The organism is Mycobacterium barrassiae (genome assembly GCF_025822765.1).
GTDB classification, from domain to species: Bacteria; Actinomycetota; Actinomycetes; order Mycobacteriales; family Mycobacteriaceae; genus Mycobacterium; species Mycobacterium barrassiae.
The window spans coordinates 190,011-207,055 of sequence record NZ_JACKUK010000012.1; the positions used below are offsets into that span (position 1 = coordinate 190,011).

Below are 17,045 nucleotides of genomic sequence, written 5' to 3' on the forward strand. Positions count from 1 at the left end.
CGGTGTGCCCAGGTACACCCGATACGTCGCGATCGGCGACAGCCAAACCGAAGGGCTGTGGGACGGCGACGACTCCACTGGTCTCGTCGGCTTCGCCGACCGCCTCGCGGCGATGATCGACTCGCACCATCCCGGCGTGGCGTACGCCAATCTGGCCGTCCGTGGCCGACGGATTGCAGATCTGCTCGACGACCAGCTGCCGTCGGCGCTCGCGATGCAGCCAGACCTGATCACCGTCTGCATCGGGATGAACGATGTCACCCGCCCGGGCCGGTACTTCGGCAGTGCCCTCGCCGAACTGGACGAATTGCACACCCAACTGGCGGCGTCCGGCGCGACCGTCGTGACGACAACGTTCCCCCACATCGCGAAGATCCTGCCCATCGGACGCGTGATCGCATCGCGCGTCGAACAGATCAACGCCGAAATCCGCAACGCCGCTGTGCGACACGGCTTTCGGCTCGTCGACCTCTACAACGCACCGTCGATGACTCGGCTGGACACCTGGAGTGACGACCGGGTGCACGGCTCGGACAAGGGACACCGGCTGTTCGCCGCCGCAGCCGCCGAGGCGCTCGGCCTGCCCGGCAGCAACCACGACTGGGCGATGGTCGACGGCCCTGCGCAGCGTCCGTCGCTGCGGTCGCAGGCCCACTCGCAGGTGCAGTGGACGCGGAACATGTTCCTGCCGTGGCTCTGGGATCAGATGCGGGGCAGATCCAGCGGCGACGGCCGCGGCCCCAAACGACCCCGGTTGGAGGGTGTGGCGGTCTGACTAGACGCCCGACCAGGCCCCGTCGATGCTCTCCGCGACGTCGATGACCTTCGCCTTCTGCGATGCCGGGCTGTCGATCTCCCCGGCGACGTGCACCGCGATGAACCGCTTGATCTCCGCGTCGATGCCGCCGAGTATCCGCACCAGCTCACCGCGCAGCGTCTTCGACGTGACGTGGATGGAGATGTCGGACGGGCGTGGTTTCTCCACGTCGAGGATCAACAGCAGCGGCGGGGCGGCACGGGCGGTCGCACGCAGCGCGATCTCCCCGAACACCATGAACTTCGGCTTGTCGATCAGCAGGTCGACCACCAGATCGATCTCCAGGGGGATCCGGATCGCGAACGTGATGTGCTCGCCGACCTCGCGGGTCAGGCGCGGCTGCTGAATCCTGACCTTCGCCGTCACCTTCGCGACTTTGCCTGGACCCTGCGCCATCGGGCCCATCTCGAATTCGTCACCGGCGATGGCGGCGATCGCGCCGCCCACGCGTTCCTCGGTCACAGCGATCTCGAAGAACTGGCGACCGAACTGTTCGTAGGTCATTTCATCGTCGACGGACATGGTGTTCATACAGTCTCATGTCCGGCAGTCGGACAGTGTTCAACACGGCCGAATCGGCGCCACACCGCGGTTAACGGCCGTCTTCGCTGCGGGCTTCGGCGCCCGTTTCGCCGGCGTCGATCGCATCATCGGAGGCCGTCCGGCCGACGTAGCTGCCGTCCTCGCCGCCGTCTTTGCCCGCCCGCGATGCAGCGACGTGGTTGTCGTCGTCGACGTCGGGTTCGGACTTGTTGTCGTCGCGGGATTCCATGCGCACCGGGTTACCCGGCGTCGACGTGGGCAAACGATCGGCCTGCGCACCGCCCGGGCACCAGTCGCAGCGCGAGCAAGCCAAGGATCAGCACCACGACCGCCGGGACGCCGTAGAGCACGACGCCCATCACGATGCTCGTCGCCGATCCGGCGAGTGCGGAGGCCACCACGAACACCGCGACCAGCCAGGTGACGACGAGCGTGAAGACCGTGATCACCACGGCGACGAGGCCTGCGCGGCCCAAGCCGTAATGGCGGTAACCGGTCGCGGTGAGCACGGCGGCGACGGGTAGGCCAAGGATCGCGCCGGCCAGCCAGGTGCGCTCGAGGGTGAGCACCTGCCCGAAGGCGGGAACGACGAGGCTGGCCGCGAGCACCGCCGCGACGATCACACCGGCCGTGGCGACCTTGCGGGCATCGGTCAGTCGCATGTCCTGCGGTTGCCCGGGCCCGGCGACGGCGAAACCTGGATCAGCCGGGCGCCGCGTCTTCGGAGAAGTAACGGACCCTGCGCAGGGCGAACGGCGTGGCCGCGACGTCGACGATCAGCACGTCACGATGTCCCTCGCGATCCAGTCCCGCAACCACGCTGTATCCCGAGGCGATCAGCTTGCGGGGACGCGCGGTAGCCATGCGCGACAGGAACTCTGACGTGCTCAACGGGGCATCGTCGCCGCTCGTCACCCGCGCCCCCTTACCCAGCCAGCGCTGCACCGCGATTTCGTTGCCTGCGCGCGCATCGGACAGGAATTGGCCGACCTTGCGCTTGCCCTGCGGTCCGGTCCCGCGCAGTCCGCCAAAAAACCCCAGCGCACCGACGGCCCCCTGATTCGTCAGCAACCCCTTCAACAGTCCGATGCTGACCGGGACCGCTTTCGGGCCGCTGCGCAACAACTGCCCGATCAACACGGGCATTTCCCAGTACGCGTACAACTCGGCGATGTTGACCTCGTCGCCCTCGGTGGCCAGGTTGTATCGCAGGTATGCGGGGAATCGCATCGCCAACCCGGCCATGACCACCTCGAGTTCGAGATCCCGGATCACCGTGGAGCCGACGACGATGTCGACGTCCCGGTGCATCGTGATGTCGCGCGGGCCGATGAACGTGTCGTAGAAGCGGCTGATCGCGGCGCGGCCCCGATGAGGTTCGGAGCCGACCGGGTCTTCGATACGCCCGTCCTGCGTGAACGCGTCCACCCAGGCCTGACGGTCGTGCACGCTGAACGCCGCAGGGGACCGCTCGACCGTCGCCACCGCATCCGCCCGCGAGATAGCCATAAGGTTCCCTACCATCCGCACCGGCGACAGTCGACTACTCGGCCACCCGCAGGCACACTGGGATTACCGCAGTGCTGGTGCAGATGCATGAGAGGACCGCTATGAGTGGCAACGGGCCGTTCGGGTTCGACCCCGAGGAGTTCGACCGCGTCGTCCGCGAGGCGGGTGAAGGGCTGCGCGACGCACTGGACGGGGTGGGCCGGTTCCTCAGCACGTCAGGTGAACGCGCTGGTTGGGCCAACCTGGTCGACGAGTTCACCCGGTATTCGCGGCCGAAGCGGGAGCCGGAGACCACCGGTGAGACCGGCGACGGTGTCTGGGCGATCTACACCGTCGACAGCGACGGCGGGGCCCATATCGAGCAGGTGTATCCGACCGAACTGGATGCGCTTCGCGCGAACAAGAACAACACCGACCCCAGCCGCAAGGTGCGGTTCCTGCCGTACGGCATCGCGGTCAGTGTGCTCGACGCGTCGGACCCGCCGGCGGATTCACCGTCCGAGGACGCCTCCTAACCACCGAAGTGGCGGCGGATACCCGCCAGCATCTCGATGTGCGCCTTGACCGCTTCGCGGGTGGTGATCGCATGAAGCAGTCTCGGCGCATGGATGGTCAGCCGTTCGACGACCTTGGTTCCCGTGCCGTAGGAATCGAAGGACACGACGCCATAGAGCCGCACCCTGGGAAACTGTCGCGCCTCGGTGATCACCGGACCGGTCGACGCCACCCGCAGGTGAGCCGAGTAACTCGTCGGCAAGGTCAACGGGCCGAACGGAATTCGGTCCTTCACGCGGTAGCTCTGGCAGTACCCGTCGGCCAGTTCGGTCCGTGCGGTGGCGCGTACCGACACCACCAACGGGTGGACCGTCTTGATGTTGTCGAGGTCGACGTAGAACGCGCGGACGTCGTCAGGTGACGCCGGTACGTCCTCGGACAGCACCCGCTCCGCGCGCATGATCACCTACCCCGAAATCGATTGCCGTAATTCAGGTTCGGGCTACCTCGGTGACGCCTAGCACCCGCTGGATATCGGGCTTCATCTGTTGCAACTGCTGTCCCGCGTAGCCCCAGCTGTGGATGCCGTCGGGGAAGTTGAACACGCCGTTGTGCCCGCCCGCGGCGATATACGCATCGACGAAGGCGCGATTGGATTCGACGGCGAACCCCTCGAGGAAGCCCAGCCCGGCGATCGGGGCGTTCGGGCTTGCCAGTGCCGGGTCGGTCGGGGTGCCGTTGCCGCAGTAGATCCAGATGCGGGTGCCGTTGGCGGCGAGCCTGCCCGCTTGGACTGTGGGATCGTTGCGCGCCCAGGCCGGGTCGCCGGGCGGCCCCCACATGGCATCCGGATTGAACCCGCCGTTCCACATCATCGCGGTGCTGACCTGGCCGGGCTGGGCGGACAGGTTGAGGAACCCCGAGATGGATCCCGCGTAGCTGAACTGCTGAGGGTGGAAAGCGGCCAGGATCAACGCCGACGACGCTCCCATCGAGAACCCCACGATCGCGTTGCCGGTCTGCCGGACCTGTTTGTTCTCCGCCAACCATGCCGGAAGTTCCTGTGTGAGGAAGGTTTCCCACTTGTAGGTGTAGGTCTGACCGTTGCTGACCGCCGGCGCGTACCAGTCGCTGTAGAAGCTGGACTTGCCTCCCACGGGCATCACCACCGACAGACCGGACCCGTTGTACCAGTCGAAGGCCTGGGTGTTGATGTCCCAGCCGTTGAAGTCATCCCCCGCCTCCATGCTGTCGAGCAGGTAGAGCGCGGGCGAATCCGTTCCGCCGGACAGGAACTCGACGCGAATGGTGCGCGCCATGGCCGCCGACGGAACCTCGAGTTGTTCGACGGGCAGATTCGGGTTCGAAAACGCGGTGGCCGAAGGCGATCCATCCACCGCGTCGACGACACCGGGGAGCAGCGCGGCCGCCGCCACGGTGATCGCGAGGCGCCTCAGGGCGCGGGCCGGCTTGGTTTCCACGAGTGCCATCGGAACCCTCCATCGCACCTCGGCCCGCCCCGCTGCGGACGATACGCCGACGCACGTCGCTCACCAGCGGTTTTCGTGAGATTCGGGCGGATTTGGGTGTCTACGCGATGATCGGGTCGCGGAACAGCGTCAGTGATGCCTGCGCTCGGGGTCAGAAATTCGGCTGCCCGTGGTGGTTCACGGGCCCCGCCTCTATGCCTATGTTTGTATTAATAGCAACTTTAGCGGCGGAGGCGACACCGTGAGATCCCTCGACTACGACCAGCTCTACATCGGCGGTCGCTGGCAGGCACCCGCCACCACTCGACGGCTCTCCGTGATCTCCCCGCACACCGAACAGCCGATCGGCGAAACACCCGAAGCGTCGCCCGAGGACGTCGACAAGGCGGTCGCCGCGGGCAGGACGGCCTTCGACGAGGGACCGTGGCCGCGGCTCAGCGTGGGCGAGCGGATGGAGAAGATCGAGAAACTCGCGTCCATCTACATGTCGGAGACCGATGCGATCGCCGACCTCATCACTGCGGAGATGGGCTCACCCAAGACCTTCAGCCGATTGGGGCAGGGCGCGGGCGCGCTCGCCCAGATGCACCTGAACTTGGCGACGGCCAAGGAGTTTCCGTGGGTCGAGCGGCGGCCGGGTCTGTTCGGCGACGTTCACCTGCGGCGCGCACCGGTCGGGGTGGTCGGGGCGATCGTGCCGTGGAACGTGCCGCAGTTCCTGATCATGCCGAAAATGATTCCCGCGCTGATCGCCGGTTGCACCGTCGTCGTCAAGCCGGCGCCCGAAACACCTTTGGACGCCATGTGGTTGGCCGAGATGCTGGACGAGGTCGACGTGCCGGAGGGCGTCGTGTCGATCCTGCCCGGTGGGCGGGACACCGGTGAGGCCCTCGTCCGCCACCCGGGTGTCGACAAGATCTCGTTCACCGGATCGTCGGCGACGGGCAGGCACATCGCGGCGTTGTGCGGTGAGCAGCTCAAGCGGGTGAGCCTGGAGCTGGGCGGCAAGTCGGCGGCGATCATCCTCGACGACGCCGACATCGACCGCACCGTCCAGCATCTGAAGATGGCCAGCCTGATGAACAACGGCCAGGCATGCGTCGCGCAGACCCGGATCCTGGTGAGCGAGCGCAAACACGACGAGGTCGTCGACGCGCTGGCGGGCATGATGGCCGGTCTGCAGGTGGGCGACCCCGCCGACGACGCCACCGACGTCGGGCCGTTGGTGGCGCAACGACAACAGCATCGTGTGCAGTCCTACATTCAGGCCGGCATCGACGAGGGTGCGCGAATGGTGCTGGGCGGCAAAGACAAACCGTATGACCGCGGCTGGTACGTCCAACCCACGCTGTTCACCGACGCCAACAACGACATGAAGATCGCGCGTGAGGAGATCTTCGGCCCGGTGCTGACCGTGCTGAAGTACAGCGATGAAGCCGACGCCGTGCGAATCGCCAACGACACCGACTACGGGCTCGCCGGCTCCGTCTGGACCGCCGACGTGGCGCACGGTCTGGAGATCGGCGCGCAGATCCGGGCGGGCACGTACGGCATCAACATGTACACACTCGACACCACCGCACCGTTCGGCGGGTTCAAGCAGTCGGGCATCGGGCGTGAGTTCGGTGCCGAGGGGCTCTCGGAGTATGTGGAGTTGCAGTCGACGGTGAGCGCGGACAAGCTGCCCGAGCTCTAGGGTTTCGCCCAGCGCACGCTTGTTGTACGCATCGGCCCGAGAAGGGGCGTAAACAACCGTGCAGTCGCCGCCTAGAGGATCTCGAGGGTGACCTCTGCGGGACAACACAATTCGTCGCGCTGGTTGTAGACCGCGATCTCGAGGTCCACGAGCCGACGCTGTACGTCGCCCACCGTGTCGGTGCGCTTGCCCACCACCCGGCCACGGCCCACCATCGAATCGCCGGCGTAGAACGAGCCGAGCAGCGACACCTTCCGCCGCACCACTCTGCTGTAGGGCCCGGCCCAGCCGGTGGCGATGCGGTCCACGAAGCCCGCGGTGTGCATCGTGTTGACGAAGATCGTCGGATGGCCGTGCCGCTCGGCGTAGTCGGGGTCGAAATGGCCGGGGAAGTAATCCCACGTCGCGCCGGGGTTCATCACGACGCGCTGGTAGTCGATCGTGTCGACCACCTCGGCGAGTTCGGTGGGGACGACGATGTCGTCCCACATCAACCGCGCGTACGTCGTCATGACGGCACCGCAGGGGTGAAGCGGAACAGGGTGTTGCGGTTGATCGCGACTAGCGCTCCATCGGCGCGGTGGAACTGCTCGCACGTCTCGACGAAATGTCCTGTGCCCACGCGCGTTTTCTTCTCCGGCGACACCGACACGACCTCCTCGACGACGTGGAGGCGATCACCTTCGAGGATCGTCAGCGGGAACTCGACCTCGTTGGAGGCGTTGATGAATGTCGTCCCCGGCAAGGGCACGCGGATGGCGATCGAGGGCACAGGGCGTTCGTCGTTGGGCAGCCACGGCGGTGGAATCAACCACCCCATCAACAGCGCCGGCGGCGCGACGAGGCCGCCCCACACCTCACGTGCGAATTCGGCGTCCCAGTAAGCGGGGTTGGGGTCGCGCACCATCGCGGCGAAATGTTGGATCCGCGCGCCGCTGACCGCCGTGCCGGCATATCTCGGCGCAGTCCGGACGCCGACCATTCGCAGCGCATCCTCGTAGGTGCCGAACGCGAACTCGTACCGAATCCCCTCGCTCACACGGGTAACGCGCTTTCGTTCGCCACCCGGTCCCACTCGAGTTCGCGCGAGGTGTAGTACCACCCGCCGCGCTCGTAGATGAGCCGGTCGGTGAAGGTGCCCGTGGCCGCGAGTTGATTGTCACGCAACAGCAACGCCACACACGTCTGCGTCGCATCGACCCCGTCGACGTTGATGTCGTGGTCGACGGTCACCAGCCGCACACCGCCGCCCCCGTCGAATGCGCTGCGCAGATCGTCGAACTTCTCCCCCGACCGCACATAGGTGGCGCCGGAGTGACGAAACGTGGCGATCCAGCCGGGCAGGTCACCCGCGGAGTACAGCCGGTTGTGTCGCGCGTTCAGGTTCAGGATGGCGGCCCGCCCCGCGAGCCCGTCCAGTACGAACTGCTGTTGGTATGACAACGACATCTTCTGATCTCCTACCGGCTCAGCACGTAGCCGTGCGCTTCGCGGTCCCAGGTGTCGGCGCCCAGGCCCCTGCTCCTGAGCACATCCTTGCGGATGCGCCCGATGACGTTCTTCGGAATCTCGTCGATGACTTCGAGGTAGCGCGGCACACAGAAGTACGGCATGCGGGCCGAGCAGAAATCGAGGAGTTCGGCGAAATCGACTGTCGCACCGTCATGCAACGTCACGACGACCAGGATGTCGTCCTCGCCGAGCTCGCTGGGAATGCCTACCGCCGCCGCTTCCGCCACGGCCGGGTGTCGCATCACGATCTGCTCGACCTCGACGGACGACACGTTCTCACCCCGGCGACGCAGCGAGTCCTTCGCACGGTCCACGAAGGTGAGGTTTCCGCCGTCGTCGAGTGAACCGAGATCGCCGGTGCGGAACCACTCTGGATGCGGCTGCACCTGAAGGCTCGCGCCGCCCGACGCCGACGACACATACCCCTCGCTGATGCCATGTGCCGTCCGTGCCCGGCAGGCGATCTCACCGATCGTATCGGTGGGCAACGGCCGACCCTGACCGTCGACGATTCGCACGTCGTACGCCGGGTTGACCACGCCTGAAGTACCCGGCTTACCTTCGTCGGAAACCGACTTGTAGGCGATCGGGAACGCCTCGGTCAGGCCGTACATCGTCACGATGCGGCAGCGGTAGCGCTCCTCGACGGCGCGGTACATGTCGGCGGCGACGGGAGCCGCCGAGATGAACCGGATGCCGAGCTCGCCGTCCTGTCGGCGCGGGGGCAACCGCATGAGCATCGACAGCATCGCGCCCGCACCGGCGAAACCCACGGCGCCACAATCGCGTATCTCATCCCACACCTGGCCGGGGTGGAACGCGGCGGCCAGCACGCTGGTCGCACCGACCAGCATGGGTGCCAGGACCGTGGGCGCGGCGCTGAGGTGAAACAGCGGCATCGCGGTCCACATCGTCTCTCCCGGTTGGAGTTCCCAGGATTTCGCGACGGTGGCCGCGGCGCTGAAGAGGTAGTGCCACGTCATGGCGACGGCCTTGGACGGGCCGGTGGTGCCGGATGTGAAGAACAGCGCGCCGACGCCGCCCGGCCCGACGGGTTCGATGTCGGGAGCCGGGACGGACGCGGTAGTCAGCGCCTCGGTGAGCGAATGATCCACGATACGTGTGGATCTCAGCGTCGGCACGTCGCCGGCGATCTCGTCCAGCCGGGGTCGGCGCTCAGCGTCGGTGATGACCACAGCCGCCCGGGACAGGTTCAAGGCATGGGCGAGAAACTCGCCCTTGCTCGCGGCGTTCACCGCTGCGGAGACCGCCCCGATCCGCGCGGCGCCGAGCCAGAAGTACACCCATTCGGGACACGTTGCGGTGAACAGCGCCACCGTGTCGCCGCGGTTGACCCCGAGGTCGGCGAGCATGTGGGCTGCCGCGCATGACCGGTCACGCATCTGCGCGAAGGTGACCGGGGTGTCGGCGATCGACATCATCACCCGGTCGCCGTACTGCTCGGCGCGACGATCGAGCACGGCAGGCACACTGAATTCGTCGACCCCGAACGCCGCCGGGTCTGGTACGGGCTCCCGGCCGCGACCCATCAGCGTCCCGCTAGAGCCGGGTCGGGTTCACCGTCGGCCGTATAACCGAAATCGATCGGCGTGGGCTCTTCGCCCGGATAGAACCGGTGCGCCCATCGCCGCAGCGCGGCATAGTCGCGAGCCTCCTCCGGCGCCAGGTTGGGCTTCTCCAGGTACTTCATATTCTCCCAGGTGAAAAAGTCCTGCTTGATGACTTCCTGTTGCAGAGCAAGGAATTTCGCCGCACGTCCGCCGGGCTTGTCTCCGGTGTCGCCGGGTTCTCGCAGCGAGGCCTGGGTGTAGAAGTAGTCGGTGTAGTCCTCGTCCACCGGCGTCTGCCCGGTCACCTGGACGGTCTGGACGAGCTCCTTGGGGAACCGCACAATGCCCAGCCCGAGCGAATAGTTGTCGTAGATGATGTTGGCGTCCACCGGGCCGTCGGGCGTGAGCCACGTCGACGGCCTGCCGCCGCCGAAGTTCGCGGTGACCGTCGCGTGCAGGTGGTAGCCGTTGACATCGAATGACGTTGTGTTGGCGGCGCTGTCGGCCTTGTGGACGAACTGCACGTGATAGGGGTCGGCCGCATTTTCGATGATCATCTGCGCGTGCACCTTGACCCGGTTGAGCATCCGCGAGTGCGGGTGCAGCGGGTAGTAGTCGTCGGTCTCGAGCTCGGGCAGCACCGGCGGCTGCCAGTACGGCGCACGGCCATGGCGCTCGTGCCACACCACGATGAAGCCGTACCACTCCTGCACGGGATACGACCTGATCCTGACGTTCTGCTTGCAGCCGATCTTGCTGTACGGGATCAGCGCGTTGGTGCCCTCACCGCGCCACTGCCAGCCGTGCCACGGGCAGACGATGTGCTCGCCCTCGACGGTGCCGCCGACGCCCATGTTGGCGCCGAGGTGTTGACAGTAGGCGTCGAGCACGTTCACCTTGCCGGACTTGGTGCGGAAGATGACCAGTTCCTCGCCGAAGTAGTGAGCGCGCTTGACCTGGCCCGGCGCCAGGTCGGAGGCGAAGCCGACGATGAACCAACCCGTCGGAAAGCGGTAGGTCGAGAGGCTGATTCCGCTGGCGCCGAACTCCCGTTCCGACGGATCGATCTTCGGATCGTCAACCGTATCCGTCATTCCATCTCCGTCCGCGCACGCAATAAGCGCAGGTCGCGAAACCTGCCCGTTGCCTATTTTTACTATTTTAGGCATTCTAGGTCAAGGATGGCGACGCGAGGAGCACGCATGCCCACCACGACTCCGGTCGATCTCTCGGATACTGCGTTGTGGCAGAACGGTTTTCCCGACGACCTGTTCGTCGAGCTGCGCCGTGAACGCCCGATCTTCCACCACGAGCTGACCGAAGGCGTGGCCCAGACGGTGAAGCGCGACTTCTGGATGACCACCAAGCATCGCCACGCCCAACGCATCCACCGTGACACCGACGCGTTCACCGCGGCCGACGGTCCCCTGATCCAGGGCATCGGGCCCATCGGGGCGTTCCCGAACGTCATCACCATGGACCCGCCCGTGTTGACCAAGCGGCGGCGGGTGATGTCGCACGCGTTCACCCCCAAGGCCATCGGAAAACTCGAAGACGGCATCCGGCGGCGCGCCGCGGCGATGATCGACGGGCTGCTGGACGCGGGCGGCGGCGACTGGATCACAGACGTCGCCGATGTGCTGCCGATGTCCGTGATCGGCGACATCGTCGGCATCCCGGAGGAAGACCGGCCTGCCATCTTCGACACGCTCGATCGCATCCTCAAGACCAATAAGCCCGACGATCCCTCCAATCCCGAAGACCATCTCGAGCTGTTCGGGCAGATCTTCACCTACGCAACAGAACTCACCGCCGAGAAGCGGCGAAATCCGACCGACGACATCTGGAGCACGTTGACCACGGCGGTGGTCACCGACGAGACCGGTCACGAACTGTCCATCCCTGCCAACGAACTCGAGATCTTCTTCTTCGTGCTCACCCTGGCGGGCAGCGATACGACGAAGAACGCGTTGGCCGCCGGACTTCAGGCCTTCGTGGCCAATCCCGGTGAGATCGCCCGCTATCGGTCCGACGAGTCGATCCGGCCCAGCGCCGTCGAAGAGGTGCTGCGCTGGTCCTCCCCCGTCGCGTTCTGGACCCGCACCACCAAGGTGGACGTGGAGATGGACGGCATCACGATCCCCGCCGGTGATCGCGTGGTGTCGATGCTGCGCTCGGCCAACCGCGACGAGGACGTCTTCGAGAATGCCTTCGAGTTCGACATCGGACGCACCGACAATCCGCACGTCACCTTCGGCGGAGGCGGTCCGCACCACTGCCTCGGCGCCATGCTCGCCCGTGCCGAAATACGTGCGGCGCTCGACGAACTGCTGCTGCGCGCCGAAGACATCAGTCTCGGCCCGGCCAAGGTCACCTATCCGAACCTGACCAACAACATGTCGATCTACGACGGGATGCCCATCTCATTGACGCCCCGCTGAGTCACAGTCCTTTCGGCCGCGTGCCGATGATTGCGGCGGCGGAAAGGCGTTCGACATCCGTCTCGGCGAGCCCACAGAATTCGGTCAGCACTTCCCCGTTGTGCTGACCGAGCGTCGGGGGCGGGCGGTGCAGCCACCGGTCGACGCCGGCGGGTCGGGCGAACGGCGGGCACGGATAGAGGCCGGGTCCGGTGCTCGGATGGGTGAGGGGTTCGAAGAAGCCGCGATACCGCAGTTGGGAGTTCTCGATCACGATCGACGGCGAAATCACCTCGGCCGCTGGGATTCCGGCCGCCACGAGTTGGTCGACGACGGTGGCGGCGTCCTGAGTGGCGAACCACTCCGCGGGATCGCGGTCCGCATCACCCATGAGCGCAGCCAGAGCGCGCGCTTCGGCGTCGGTGCGTACGGTCACCGCGATCCAGTCGTCGTCCCCAGCGCACCGGTACACGTCCTGCGTCTCACCCGGGTGGTGCCCCCGGTTGCCGCGTCGCTCCAGGACCGACTCGAAGACCTCGAATTCGATTGGCTGCACGGCGGTCACGTTGAGGACGCTCTCGATCATCGGCACCTCGACGAGCTGGCCGCGCCCTGTGCGTTCGGTGAATTCGAGTGCCGCCAACAACGCGAAGGCGGCGTGCGTGCCCGCCAGCGGATCGCAGGCGCCGCGCGGGGCGACGGGCAGCCCGTCGGGCAGGCCCGTCACCCATGCGAGGCCGGCGATCTGCTCCATCGTCGGGGCGAAGCCCACCCTGTCGCGCCACGGTCCGGTCAGGCCGAACGCAGGCATGCGCACCATCACGAGGCGCGGGTTGAGGTCGAGCAACGCGTCTGCGCCGAGCCCGAATTGGTCCATGACGCGCGGCGAGAAGTTCTCGATCACCGCGTCGGCCTGACCGATCAGCGTCTTGATCAGCCGAACGCCTTCGTCGGTCTGCAGGTCCAGGGTGACCGAGCGCTTGTTGGTGTTCATGGCATGGAAGACCCAGCCGTACTCCCACCAGTCGTCGACGTCCTTGCGCATACCGCCGGAGTATCGGATGCCGTCCGGCCGCTGAATCGACTCGATCTTGATCACGTCCGCTCCGAACGCGGCCAGCGAGTGCGTCGCCGACGGGCCCGCCCAGAACGCGGTGAAGTCGACGATGCGCAGACCGGCGAGCGGTCGCCCCGGCGCACCGGCAGCGGACTGCCTTGGTTCCCAGAGGGATTCGGTGTCGGACGCGCCGATAGCGGGTGCGTGACGAATCGGTGCGGGCGCGGCGGCGGACATCAGCCACGGCGGCCGCGGCTGCCGAAAGCCCGCCGGGTTGTCGACGAATACGCCGCGCTCCTTGAGGTGGTCCATGTCGGTGACCGTGGCGCCGTTGCCGAGGGGTGCCAGCGGCAACCGGAACAACTGCCCGAGCTCGACGATCTCGGCGACCGTGCGTTCACGCATCCACGGGTCGATGCGCTCGCGGATCCAGTCGCGGTAGTCCCACCGCCCGATCTGGAACTGCAACTGGGGCACCTCGGTGAATTCCGGACAGTCCACCATTGCGGCGAAGTCCAGCCACTGCTGCCCGGTGACCATGCTGATGCCGACGTATCCGTCCTTGGCCGGTTCGATCGAGGGCACCTCGACCGAGCGCCGTACGTGCGGTGCCTTCAGCAGCTGCGAGTGCAGCCATTCGCCGCTCTGCATCAGCGTGATCGCCTCGAGCATCGACATGTCGAGGTGCACTCCGCGGCCACCGGTGCGAACCCCGCGATGCGCGGCCAGTGCGCCGTACGCCGCCCAGACGCCGCCCTGGTATTCGCCGAGGTCACCGCCGACCGAGATCGGCGGACCGGCGGGGTCGCCACGGAAACCGGTGAGCCCGGACGCGGCCTGCAGGGTGAACTCCGTCGCAGGTCGTTCGGCCCATGGGCCGGTCCAGCCGAAGTCGGAGATGGTGACGATGACGAGCCAGGGCGCCAGCTCCAGCAGCCGGTCGGGGTCGATGCCGCGCGCGGTCGCCGCGGACCTGGTGGCGGTGACGATGACGATGTCGGCACCGGTGAGCAGTTCGTCGGAAAGGCTTGTGACGCTGCGTTTCCCGGCGTTCAGGTAGGTGAACAGCGGTGCGTCCGCACCATCGGCGGGCGCCGCTCCGGTGGTGGTGAAGCGGCGGAAGGGATCCCCCGCGGCGGGTTCGACCTTGACGACGTCGGCGCCGACATCGGTGAGCAGCTTCCCGCAGTAGGCTCCCGCGATACGATCGCTGATCTCGAGGACACGGAGATCATGCAGCGGGGTGGGTGCCGCGTCCTCGCTCAAGCCCTGAACCTCCCGTGGTTTCTTTGTCATCTTAGTAACTTTTGTCAGATAGGGATCGCATACACCCCAGGTCGCGGGCGTTTCGCTGTAGCATTGTCGGCGATATGACCACTTTGGGTATTGGCCCTGAAGCTCGCCGCCGGCTGGGCTCGCGCCGCACGGCCGAGATCGTCGCCGACGAACTCCGGCGGCAGATCATCGACGGCGAACTGGCCGACGGTGACCTGCTGCCCCGCCAGGAGGTGCTCGTCGAGCAGTTCCGGGTGAGCCTGGTGTCGCTGCGGGAAGCCTTGCGGATCCTCGAAACCGAGGGTCTGGTGTCGGTGCGACGCGGCAACCGCGGTGGTGCCGTCGTCCACGCCCCCGCCAAAGCCAGCGCGGCCTACATGCTCGGTCTGCTGCTGCAGAGCGACACCGTTCCGCTGTCTGATCTGGGCGCTGCGCTTCAGGAACTCGAGCCCATGTGCGCGGCGCTGGCGGCGCGACGCGCCGACCGCGGTGACGAGCTCGTTCCGAAGCTCAAAGAGATCAATAAGGCGATGGCCGAGAACATCGAGGACGGGCCGAAGTTCACCGAGCTCGGTGGCCAGTTCCACGACGAGGTCGTCCGCGGCTGCGGCAATCACACGATGATCGCCGTCGTCGGCAGCCTCGAGACGCTGTGGACCGGACACCTGAACTGGTGGGCGCAGGAAACGACCGCCCGGGGTGAGTACCCGTCGATGAGTCAGCGCCGCATCGCGATGTCGGTGCACAACAAGATCGCCGACGCCATCGAGGCCGGGGACGGCGAACGTGCCCGCAAGCTCTCCGCTCGCCACATCGCCGACACCCAGACCTACTTCAGCGCAGGCGATCCCGAGCAGCGGATCGTGGCGCTGTCGCCGCAGGCGCTGACTCGACGCAAGCACTAGCCTCGATCTTTCGTGAGTGAGTCGATTATGGTGGGTTTGTTCGGCGCGTAATGCACGGAAGTGCCTGTCCAGCAAGGGAAAATGGGCTTGTCGAAGGTCCATTTGCCCAAGTAGCTGAANCTAGCCTCGATCTTTCGTGAGTGAGTCGATTATGGTGGGTTTGTTCGGCGCGTAATGCACGGAAGTGCCTGTCCAGCAAGGGAAAATGGGCTTGTCGAAGGTCCATTTGCCCAAGTAGCTGAAAGGCACTCCGTAGGTGAAGCGTAACCGTTGTGGTCGGATTGGTGTCGAATCGGGCGGCGAGTCGTTGATTTCATCGGCCGGGGCGGCGCTGTTGTTGAAGTCTGCCCAGGTCAGCGGCCTGGACAGGGAGCTCTCGCGGGTGTTGAGTCCGTGGCGAGCGGCGCGATCGCTGCATGATCCGGGCAAGACAGTGCTGGATTTGGCGGTGACGATCGCACTCGGTGGTGATTGCCTGGCCGACGCCGCGGTGGTGCGCGCCCAGCCCGAGTTGTTCGGCGCGGTAGCTTCTGACCCTACGATCAGCCGACTCATCGACACTCTGGGTGCGGACTCAGCGGCGGTGATCACCGCGATCCGCTCGGCGCGGGCTGCTGCGCGAGCCGCAGTCTGGGGACACCGCTCGCCGCTGCCGGCGGTGGGTTCGGTGGTGGTGGATCTGGATGCCACGCTGATCGGCGCGCATTCGGAGAAGGAAGGCGCAACGCCGAACTTCAAGCGGGGTTTCGGGTTTCATCCTTTATTGGCCTTCGTTGACCACGGCGCCGGGGGCACCGGAGAACCATTGGTCGCCATGCTGCGCCCCGGACGGGCCAACGCCAACACCGCCGCCGATCAGATCGCGGTGCTCGATGCCGCGCTGGACCAACTCCCTGCCCAGCTGCGATCTCGGGTACTGGTGCGCGGGGACTCCGGCTCGGGGGTGCAATCGCTGCTGTGGCACATCCACGACCTGGGGTTGACCTACTCGGTCGGATTCTCGGCGCGTCAACCCGTGCAGGACGCGTTGGCCGCGCTGCCCAAGCAAGCCTGGCGGGCCGCCCTCGATCCCGACGGTGATCGGCGCGAGGGTGCCCAGGTCGCCGAGCTGACCCGGTGGATGCCGGCGACGTTGATCGGGTGGCCGCCGCGGATGCGCCTCATCGCCCGCCGCGAACGCCCCCACCCCGGCGCCCAGTTGCACATCACCGACGCCGATGGGTGGCGCATCACCGTGTTCGCCACCAACACCGTCGGCGGGCGCATCGCCGAGCTGGAGGTTCGTCATCGGCTGCGCGCCCGCGCCGAGGACCGCATCCGCGGACTCAAAGACACCGGCATGGCCAACCTGCCCCTACAGGCGTTCGCCAAGAACCAGATCTGGCTCGAACTAGCCTGTCTGGCCTACGAATTGCTCACCTGGACCCAACTGCTGGCGTTCCACGATAAGCCCGCCCGAGCGTGGGAACCCAAACGCCTGCGACTGCGGCTATTGGCCGTCGCCGCGCGGCTGATCACCACCGGCCGCCGCCGCATCCTGCGTCTGTCGAAGCGATGGCCCTGGGCCGACCTGGTCACCAGCGGACATCAACGCCTCGCAGCAATCGCCTGACACCGACCCACAGCACCTACGACCAAGCACCCACAGGAGAGCCGGCGACACAGCGCCGGAAACCAACCACGGTCAAACACCCCCGGCCACCAGACAAGCTCAGACACCCCGTTCCGAGCTCACTCACGAAAGATCGAGGCTAG

The 17,045-nt window shown here is 66.4% G+C and carries 18 protein-coding genes; 6 read left to right on the top strand and 12 right to left on the bottom strand.

Features of this window, described 5'->3' with window-relative positions; translation table 11 throughout:
- The first annotated feature begins 4 nt into the window (after nucleotides 1-4).
- On the top strand, nucleotides 5-775 hold the full coding sequence (locus tag H7J93_RS04150) for an SGNH/GDSL hydrolase family protein (RefSeq protein WP_267305024.1): 771 nt from the start codon (nucleotides 5-7) through the stop codon (nucleotides 773-775).
- Here the strand turns inward: H7J93_RS04150 and H7J93_RS04155 are convergent, their stop codons facing one another.
- From H7J93_RS04155 to H7J93_RS04170, 4 genes are all read right to left on the bottom strand, one after another.
- On the bottom strand, nucleotides 776-1,348 hold the full coding sequence (locus H7J93_RS04155; protein WP_267305025.1) for a hypothetical protein: 573 nt from the start codon (nucleotides 1,346-1,348) through the stop codon (nucleotides 776-778).
- A 61-nt stretch (nucleotides 1,349-1,409) separates the two neighbouring features.
- Entirely contained in the window at nucleotides 1,410-1,589 is a 180-nt protein-coding gene (locus H7J93_RS04160; protein WP_267305026.1) for a hypothetical protein, read from the bottom strand.
- 10 nt (nucleotides 1,590-1,599) lie between these two features.
- The gene (locus H7J93_RS04165; RefSeq protein ID WP_267305027.1) at nucleotides 1,600-2,022 is read right to left on the bottom strand and encodes a hypothetical protein; all 423 of its coding nucleotides are present in this window, start codon (nucleotides 2,020-2,022) and stop codon (nucleotides 1,600-1,602) included.
- A 40-nt stretch (nucleotides 2,023-2,062) separates the two neighbouring features.
- Nucleotides 2,063-2,869, bottom strand: coding sequence for a nuclear transport factor 2 family protein (locus H7J93_RS04170; RefSeq protein WP_267305028.1), 807 nt, complete (start codon nucleotides 2,867-2,869; stop codon nucleotides 2,063-2,065).
- A 101-nt stretch (nucleotides 2,870-2,970) separates the two neighbouring features.
- Between H7J93_RS04170 and H7J93_RS04175 the strand changes: the two genes are divergently transcribed.
- The gene (locus H7J93_RS04175; RefSeq protein WP_267305029.1) at nucleotides 2,971-3,384 is read left to right on the top strand and encodes an Rv0313 family protein; all 414 of its coding nucleotides are present in this window, start codon (nucleotides 2,971-2,973) and stop codon (nucleotides 3,382-3,384) included.
- Here H7J93_RS04175 and H7J93_RS04180 read toward each other — a convergent pair.
- Together H7J93_RS04180 and H7J93_RS04185 are read right to left on the bottom strand one after the other, a co-directional pair.
- On the bottom strand, nucleotides 3,381-3,824 hold the full coding sequence (locus H7J93_RS04180; RefSeq protein WP_267305030.1) for an SRPBCC family protein: 444 nt from the start codon (nucleotides 3,822-3,824) through the stop codon (nucleotides 3,381-3,383). The two genes, H7J93_RS04175 and H7J93_RS04180, sit on opposite strands and share 4 nt — an antisense overlap.
- A gap of 31 nt (nucleotides 3,825-3,855) precedes the next feature.
- Nucleotides 3,856-4,854, bottom strand: coding sequence for an esterase family protein (locus H7J93_RS04185; protein ID WP_267305031.1), 999 nt, complete (start codon nucleotides 4,852-4,854; stop codon nucleotides 3,856-3,858).
- A 241-nt stretch (nucleotides 4,855-5,095) separates the two neighbouring features.
- Between H7J93_RS04185 and H7J93_RS04190 the strand changes: the two genes are divergently transcribed.
- The gene (locus H7J93_RS04190; RefSeq protein ID WP_267305032.1) at nucleotides 5,096-6,550 is read left to right on the top strand and encodes an aldehyde dehydrogenase; all 1,455 of its coding nucleotides are present in this window, start codon (nucleotides 5,096-5,098) and stop codon (nucleotides 6,548-6,550) included.
- 71 nt (nucleotides 6,551-6,621) lie between these two features.
- Here the strand turns inward: H7J93_RS04190 and H7J93_RS04195 are convergent, their stop codons facing one another.
- From H7J93_RS04195 to H7J93_RS04215, 5 genes are read right to left on the bottom strand one after another with little or no spacing between them, the layout of a single operon-like run.
- Nucleotides 6,622-7,062 carry a MaoC/PaaZ C-terminal domain-containing protein gene (locus H7J93_RS04195; protein WP_267305033.1) on the bottom strand — a complete coding sequence of 147 codons (441 nt, stop codon included), beginning with the start codon at nucleotides 7,060-7,062 and terminating at the stop codon, nucleotides 6,622-6,624.
- Nucleotides 7,059-7,532: an FAS1-like dehydratase domain-containing protein gene (locus H7J93_RS04200; RefSeq protein ID WP_267305050.1), complete on the bottom strand. Its 474-nt coding sequence runs from the start codon at nucleotides 7,530-7,532 to the stop codon at nucleotides 7,059-7,061. Before H7J93_RS04200 ends, H7J93_RS04195 begins: the two co-directional genes overlap by 4 nt.
- Before the next feature lie 53 nt (nucleotides 7,533-7,585).
- Nucleotides 7,586-7,999 carry a nuclear transport factor 2 family protein gene (locus H7J93_RS04205; RefSeq protein WP_267305034.1) on the bottom strand — a complete coding sequence of 138 codons (414 nt, stop codon included), beginning with the start codon at nucleotides 7,997-7,999 and terminating at the stop codon, nucleotides 7,586-7,588.
- An 11-nt stretch (nucleotides 8,000-8,010) separates the two neighbouring features.
- Entirely contained in the window at nucleotides 8,011-9,612 is a 1,602-nt protein-coding gene (locus tag H7J93_RS04210) for an AMP-binding protein (protein ID WP_267305035.1), read from the bottom strand.
- Entirely contained in the window at nucleotides 9,612-10,727 is a 1,116-nt protein-coding gene (locus H7J93_RS04215; RefSeq protein ID WP_267305036.1) for an aromatic ring-hydroxylating oxygenase subunit alpha, read from the bottom strand. The genes H7J93_RS04210 and H7J93_RS04215 overlap by 1 nt, the downstream gene beginning before the upstream one ends.
- A 108-nt stretch (nucleotides 10,728-10,835) precedes the next feature.
- On the opposite strand from H7J93_RS04215, the gene H7J93_RS04220 reads away from it, so the two are divergent.
- Nucleotides 10,836-12,074, top strand: a complete 1,239-nt coding sequence (locus tag H7J93_RS04220; protein WP_267305037.1) for a cytochrome P450 — start codon at nucleotides 10,836-10,838, stop codon at nucleotides 12,072-12,074.
- Between the two features lies 1 nt (nucleotide 12,075).
- Here the strand turns inward: H7J93_RS04220 and H7J93_RS04225 are convergent, their stop codons facing one another.
- A complete protein-coding gene (locus H7J93_RS04225; RefSeq protein WP_267305038.1) occupies nucleotides 12,076-14,406 on the bottom strand; it encodes a CaiB/BaiF CoA transferase family protein in 2,331 nt (776 codons plus the stop codon).
- A gap of 74 nt (nucleotides 14,407-14,480) precedes the next feature.
- On the opposite strand from H7J93_RS04225, the gene H7J93_RS04230 reads away from it, so the two are divergent.
- Nucleotides 14,481-15,290 carry a FadR/GntR family transcriptional regulator gene (locus H7J93_RS04230; RefSeq protein ID WP_267305039.1) on the top strand — a complete coding sequence of 270 codons (810 nt, stop codon included), beginning with the start codon at nucleotides 14,481-14,483 and terminating at the stop codon, nucleotides 15,288-15,290.
- A gap of 256 nt (nucleotides 15,291-15,546) precedes the next feature.
- Nucleotides 15,547-16,902, top strand: a complete 1,356-nt coding sequence (locus H7J93_RS04235) for an IS1380 family transposase (RefSeq protein ID WP_014805396.1) — start codon at nucleotides 15,547-15,549, stop codon at nucleotides 16,900-16,902.
- Nucleotides 16,903-17,045 lie beyond the last annotated feature (143 nt).

Bases quoted from the DNA above. Each gene is read 5' to 3' on its own strand.
- H7J93_RS04155 (WP_267305025.1), bottom strand. From the start codon at position 1,348: ATGAACACCATGTCCGTCGACGATGAAATGACCTACGAACAGTTCGGT.
- H7J93_RS04160 (WP_267305026.1), bottom strand. From the start codon at position 1,589: ATGGAATCCCGCGACGACAACAAGTCCGAACCCGACGTCGACGACGAC.
- H7J93_RS04165 (WP_267305027.1), bottom strand. From the start codon at position 2,022: ATGCGACTGACCGATGCCCGCAAGGTCGCCACGGCCGGTGTGATCGTC.
- H7J93_RS04170 (WP_267305028.1), bottom strand. From the start codon at position 2,869: ATGGCTATCTCGCGGGCGGATGCGGTGGCGACGGTCGAGCGGTCCCCT.
- H7J93_RS04175 (WP_267305029.1), top strand. From the start codon at position 2,971: ATGAGTGGCAACGGGCCGTTCGGGTTCGACCCCGAGGAGTTCGACCGC.
- H7J93_RS04180 (WP_267305030.1), bottom strand. From the start codon at position 3,824: ATGCGCGCGGAGCGGGTGCTGTCCGAGGACGTACCGGCGTCACCTGAC.
- H7J93_RS04185 (WP_267305031.1), bottom strand. From the start codon at position 4,854: ATGGCACTCGTGGAAACCAAGCCGGCCCGCGCCCTGAGGCGCCTCGCG.
- H7J93_RS04195 (WP_267305033.1), bottom strand. From the start codon at position 7,062: ATGACGACGTACGCGCGGTTGATGTGGGACGACATCGTCGTCCCCACC.
- H7J93_RS04200 (WP_267305050.1), bottom strand. From the start codon at position 7,532: ATGGTCGGCGTCCGGACTGCGCCGAGATATGCCGGCACGGCGGTCAGC.
- H7J93_RS04205 (WP_267305034.1), bottom strand. From the start codon at position 7,999: ATGTCGTTGTCATACCAACAGCAGTTCGTACTGGACGGGCTCGCGGGG.
- H7J93_RS04210 (WP_267305035.1), bottom strand. From the start codon at position 9,612: ATGGGTCGCGGCCGGGAGCCCGTACCAGACCCGGCGGCGTTCGGGGTC.
- H7J93_RS04215 (WP_267305036.1), bottom strand. From the start codon at position 10,727: ATGACGGATACGGTTGACGATCCGAAGATCGATCCGTCGGAACGGGAG.
- H7J93_RS04220 (WP_267305037.1), top strand. From the start codon at position 10,836: ATGCCCACCACGACTCCGGTCGATCTCTCGGATACTGCGTTGTGGCAG.
- H7J93_RS04225 (WP_267305038.1), bottom strand. From the start codon at position 14,406: ATGACAAAGAAACCACGGGAGGTTCAGGGCTTGAGCGAGGACGCGGCA.
- H7J93_RS04230 (WP_267305039.1), top strand. From the start codon at position 14,481: ATGACCACTTTGGGTATTGGCCCTGAAGCTCGCCGCCGGCTGGGCTCG.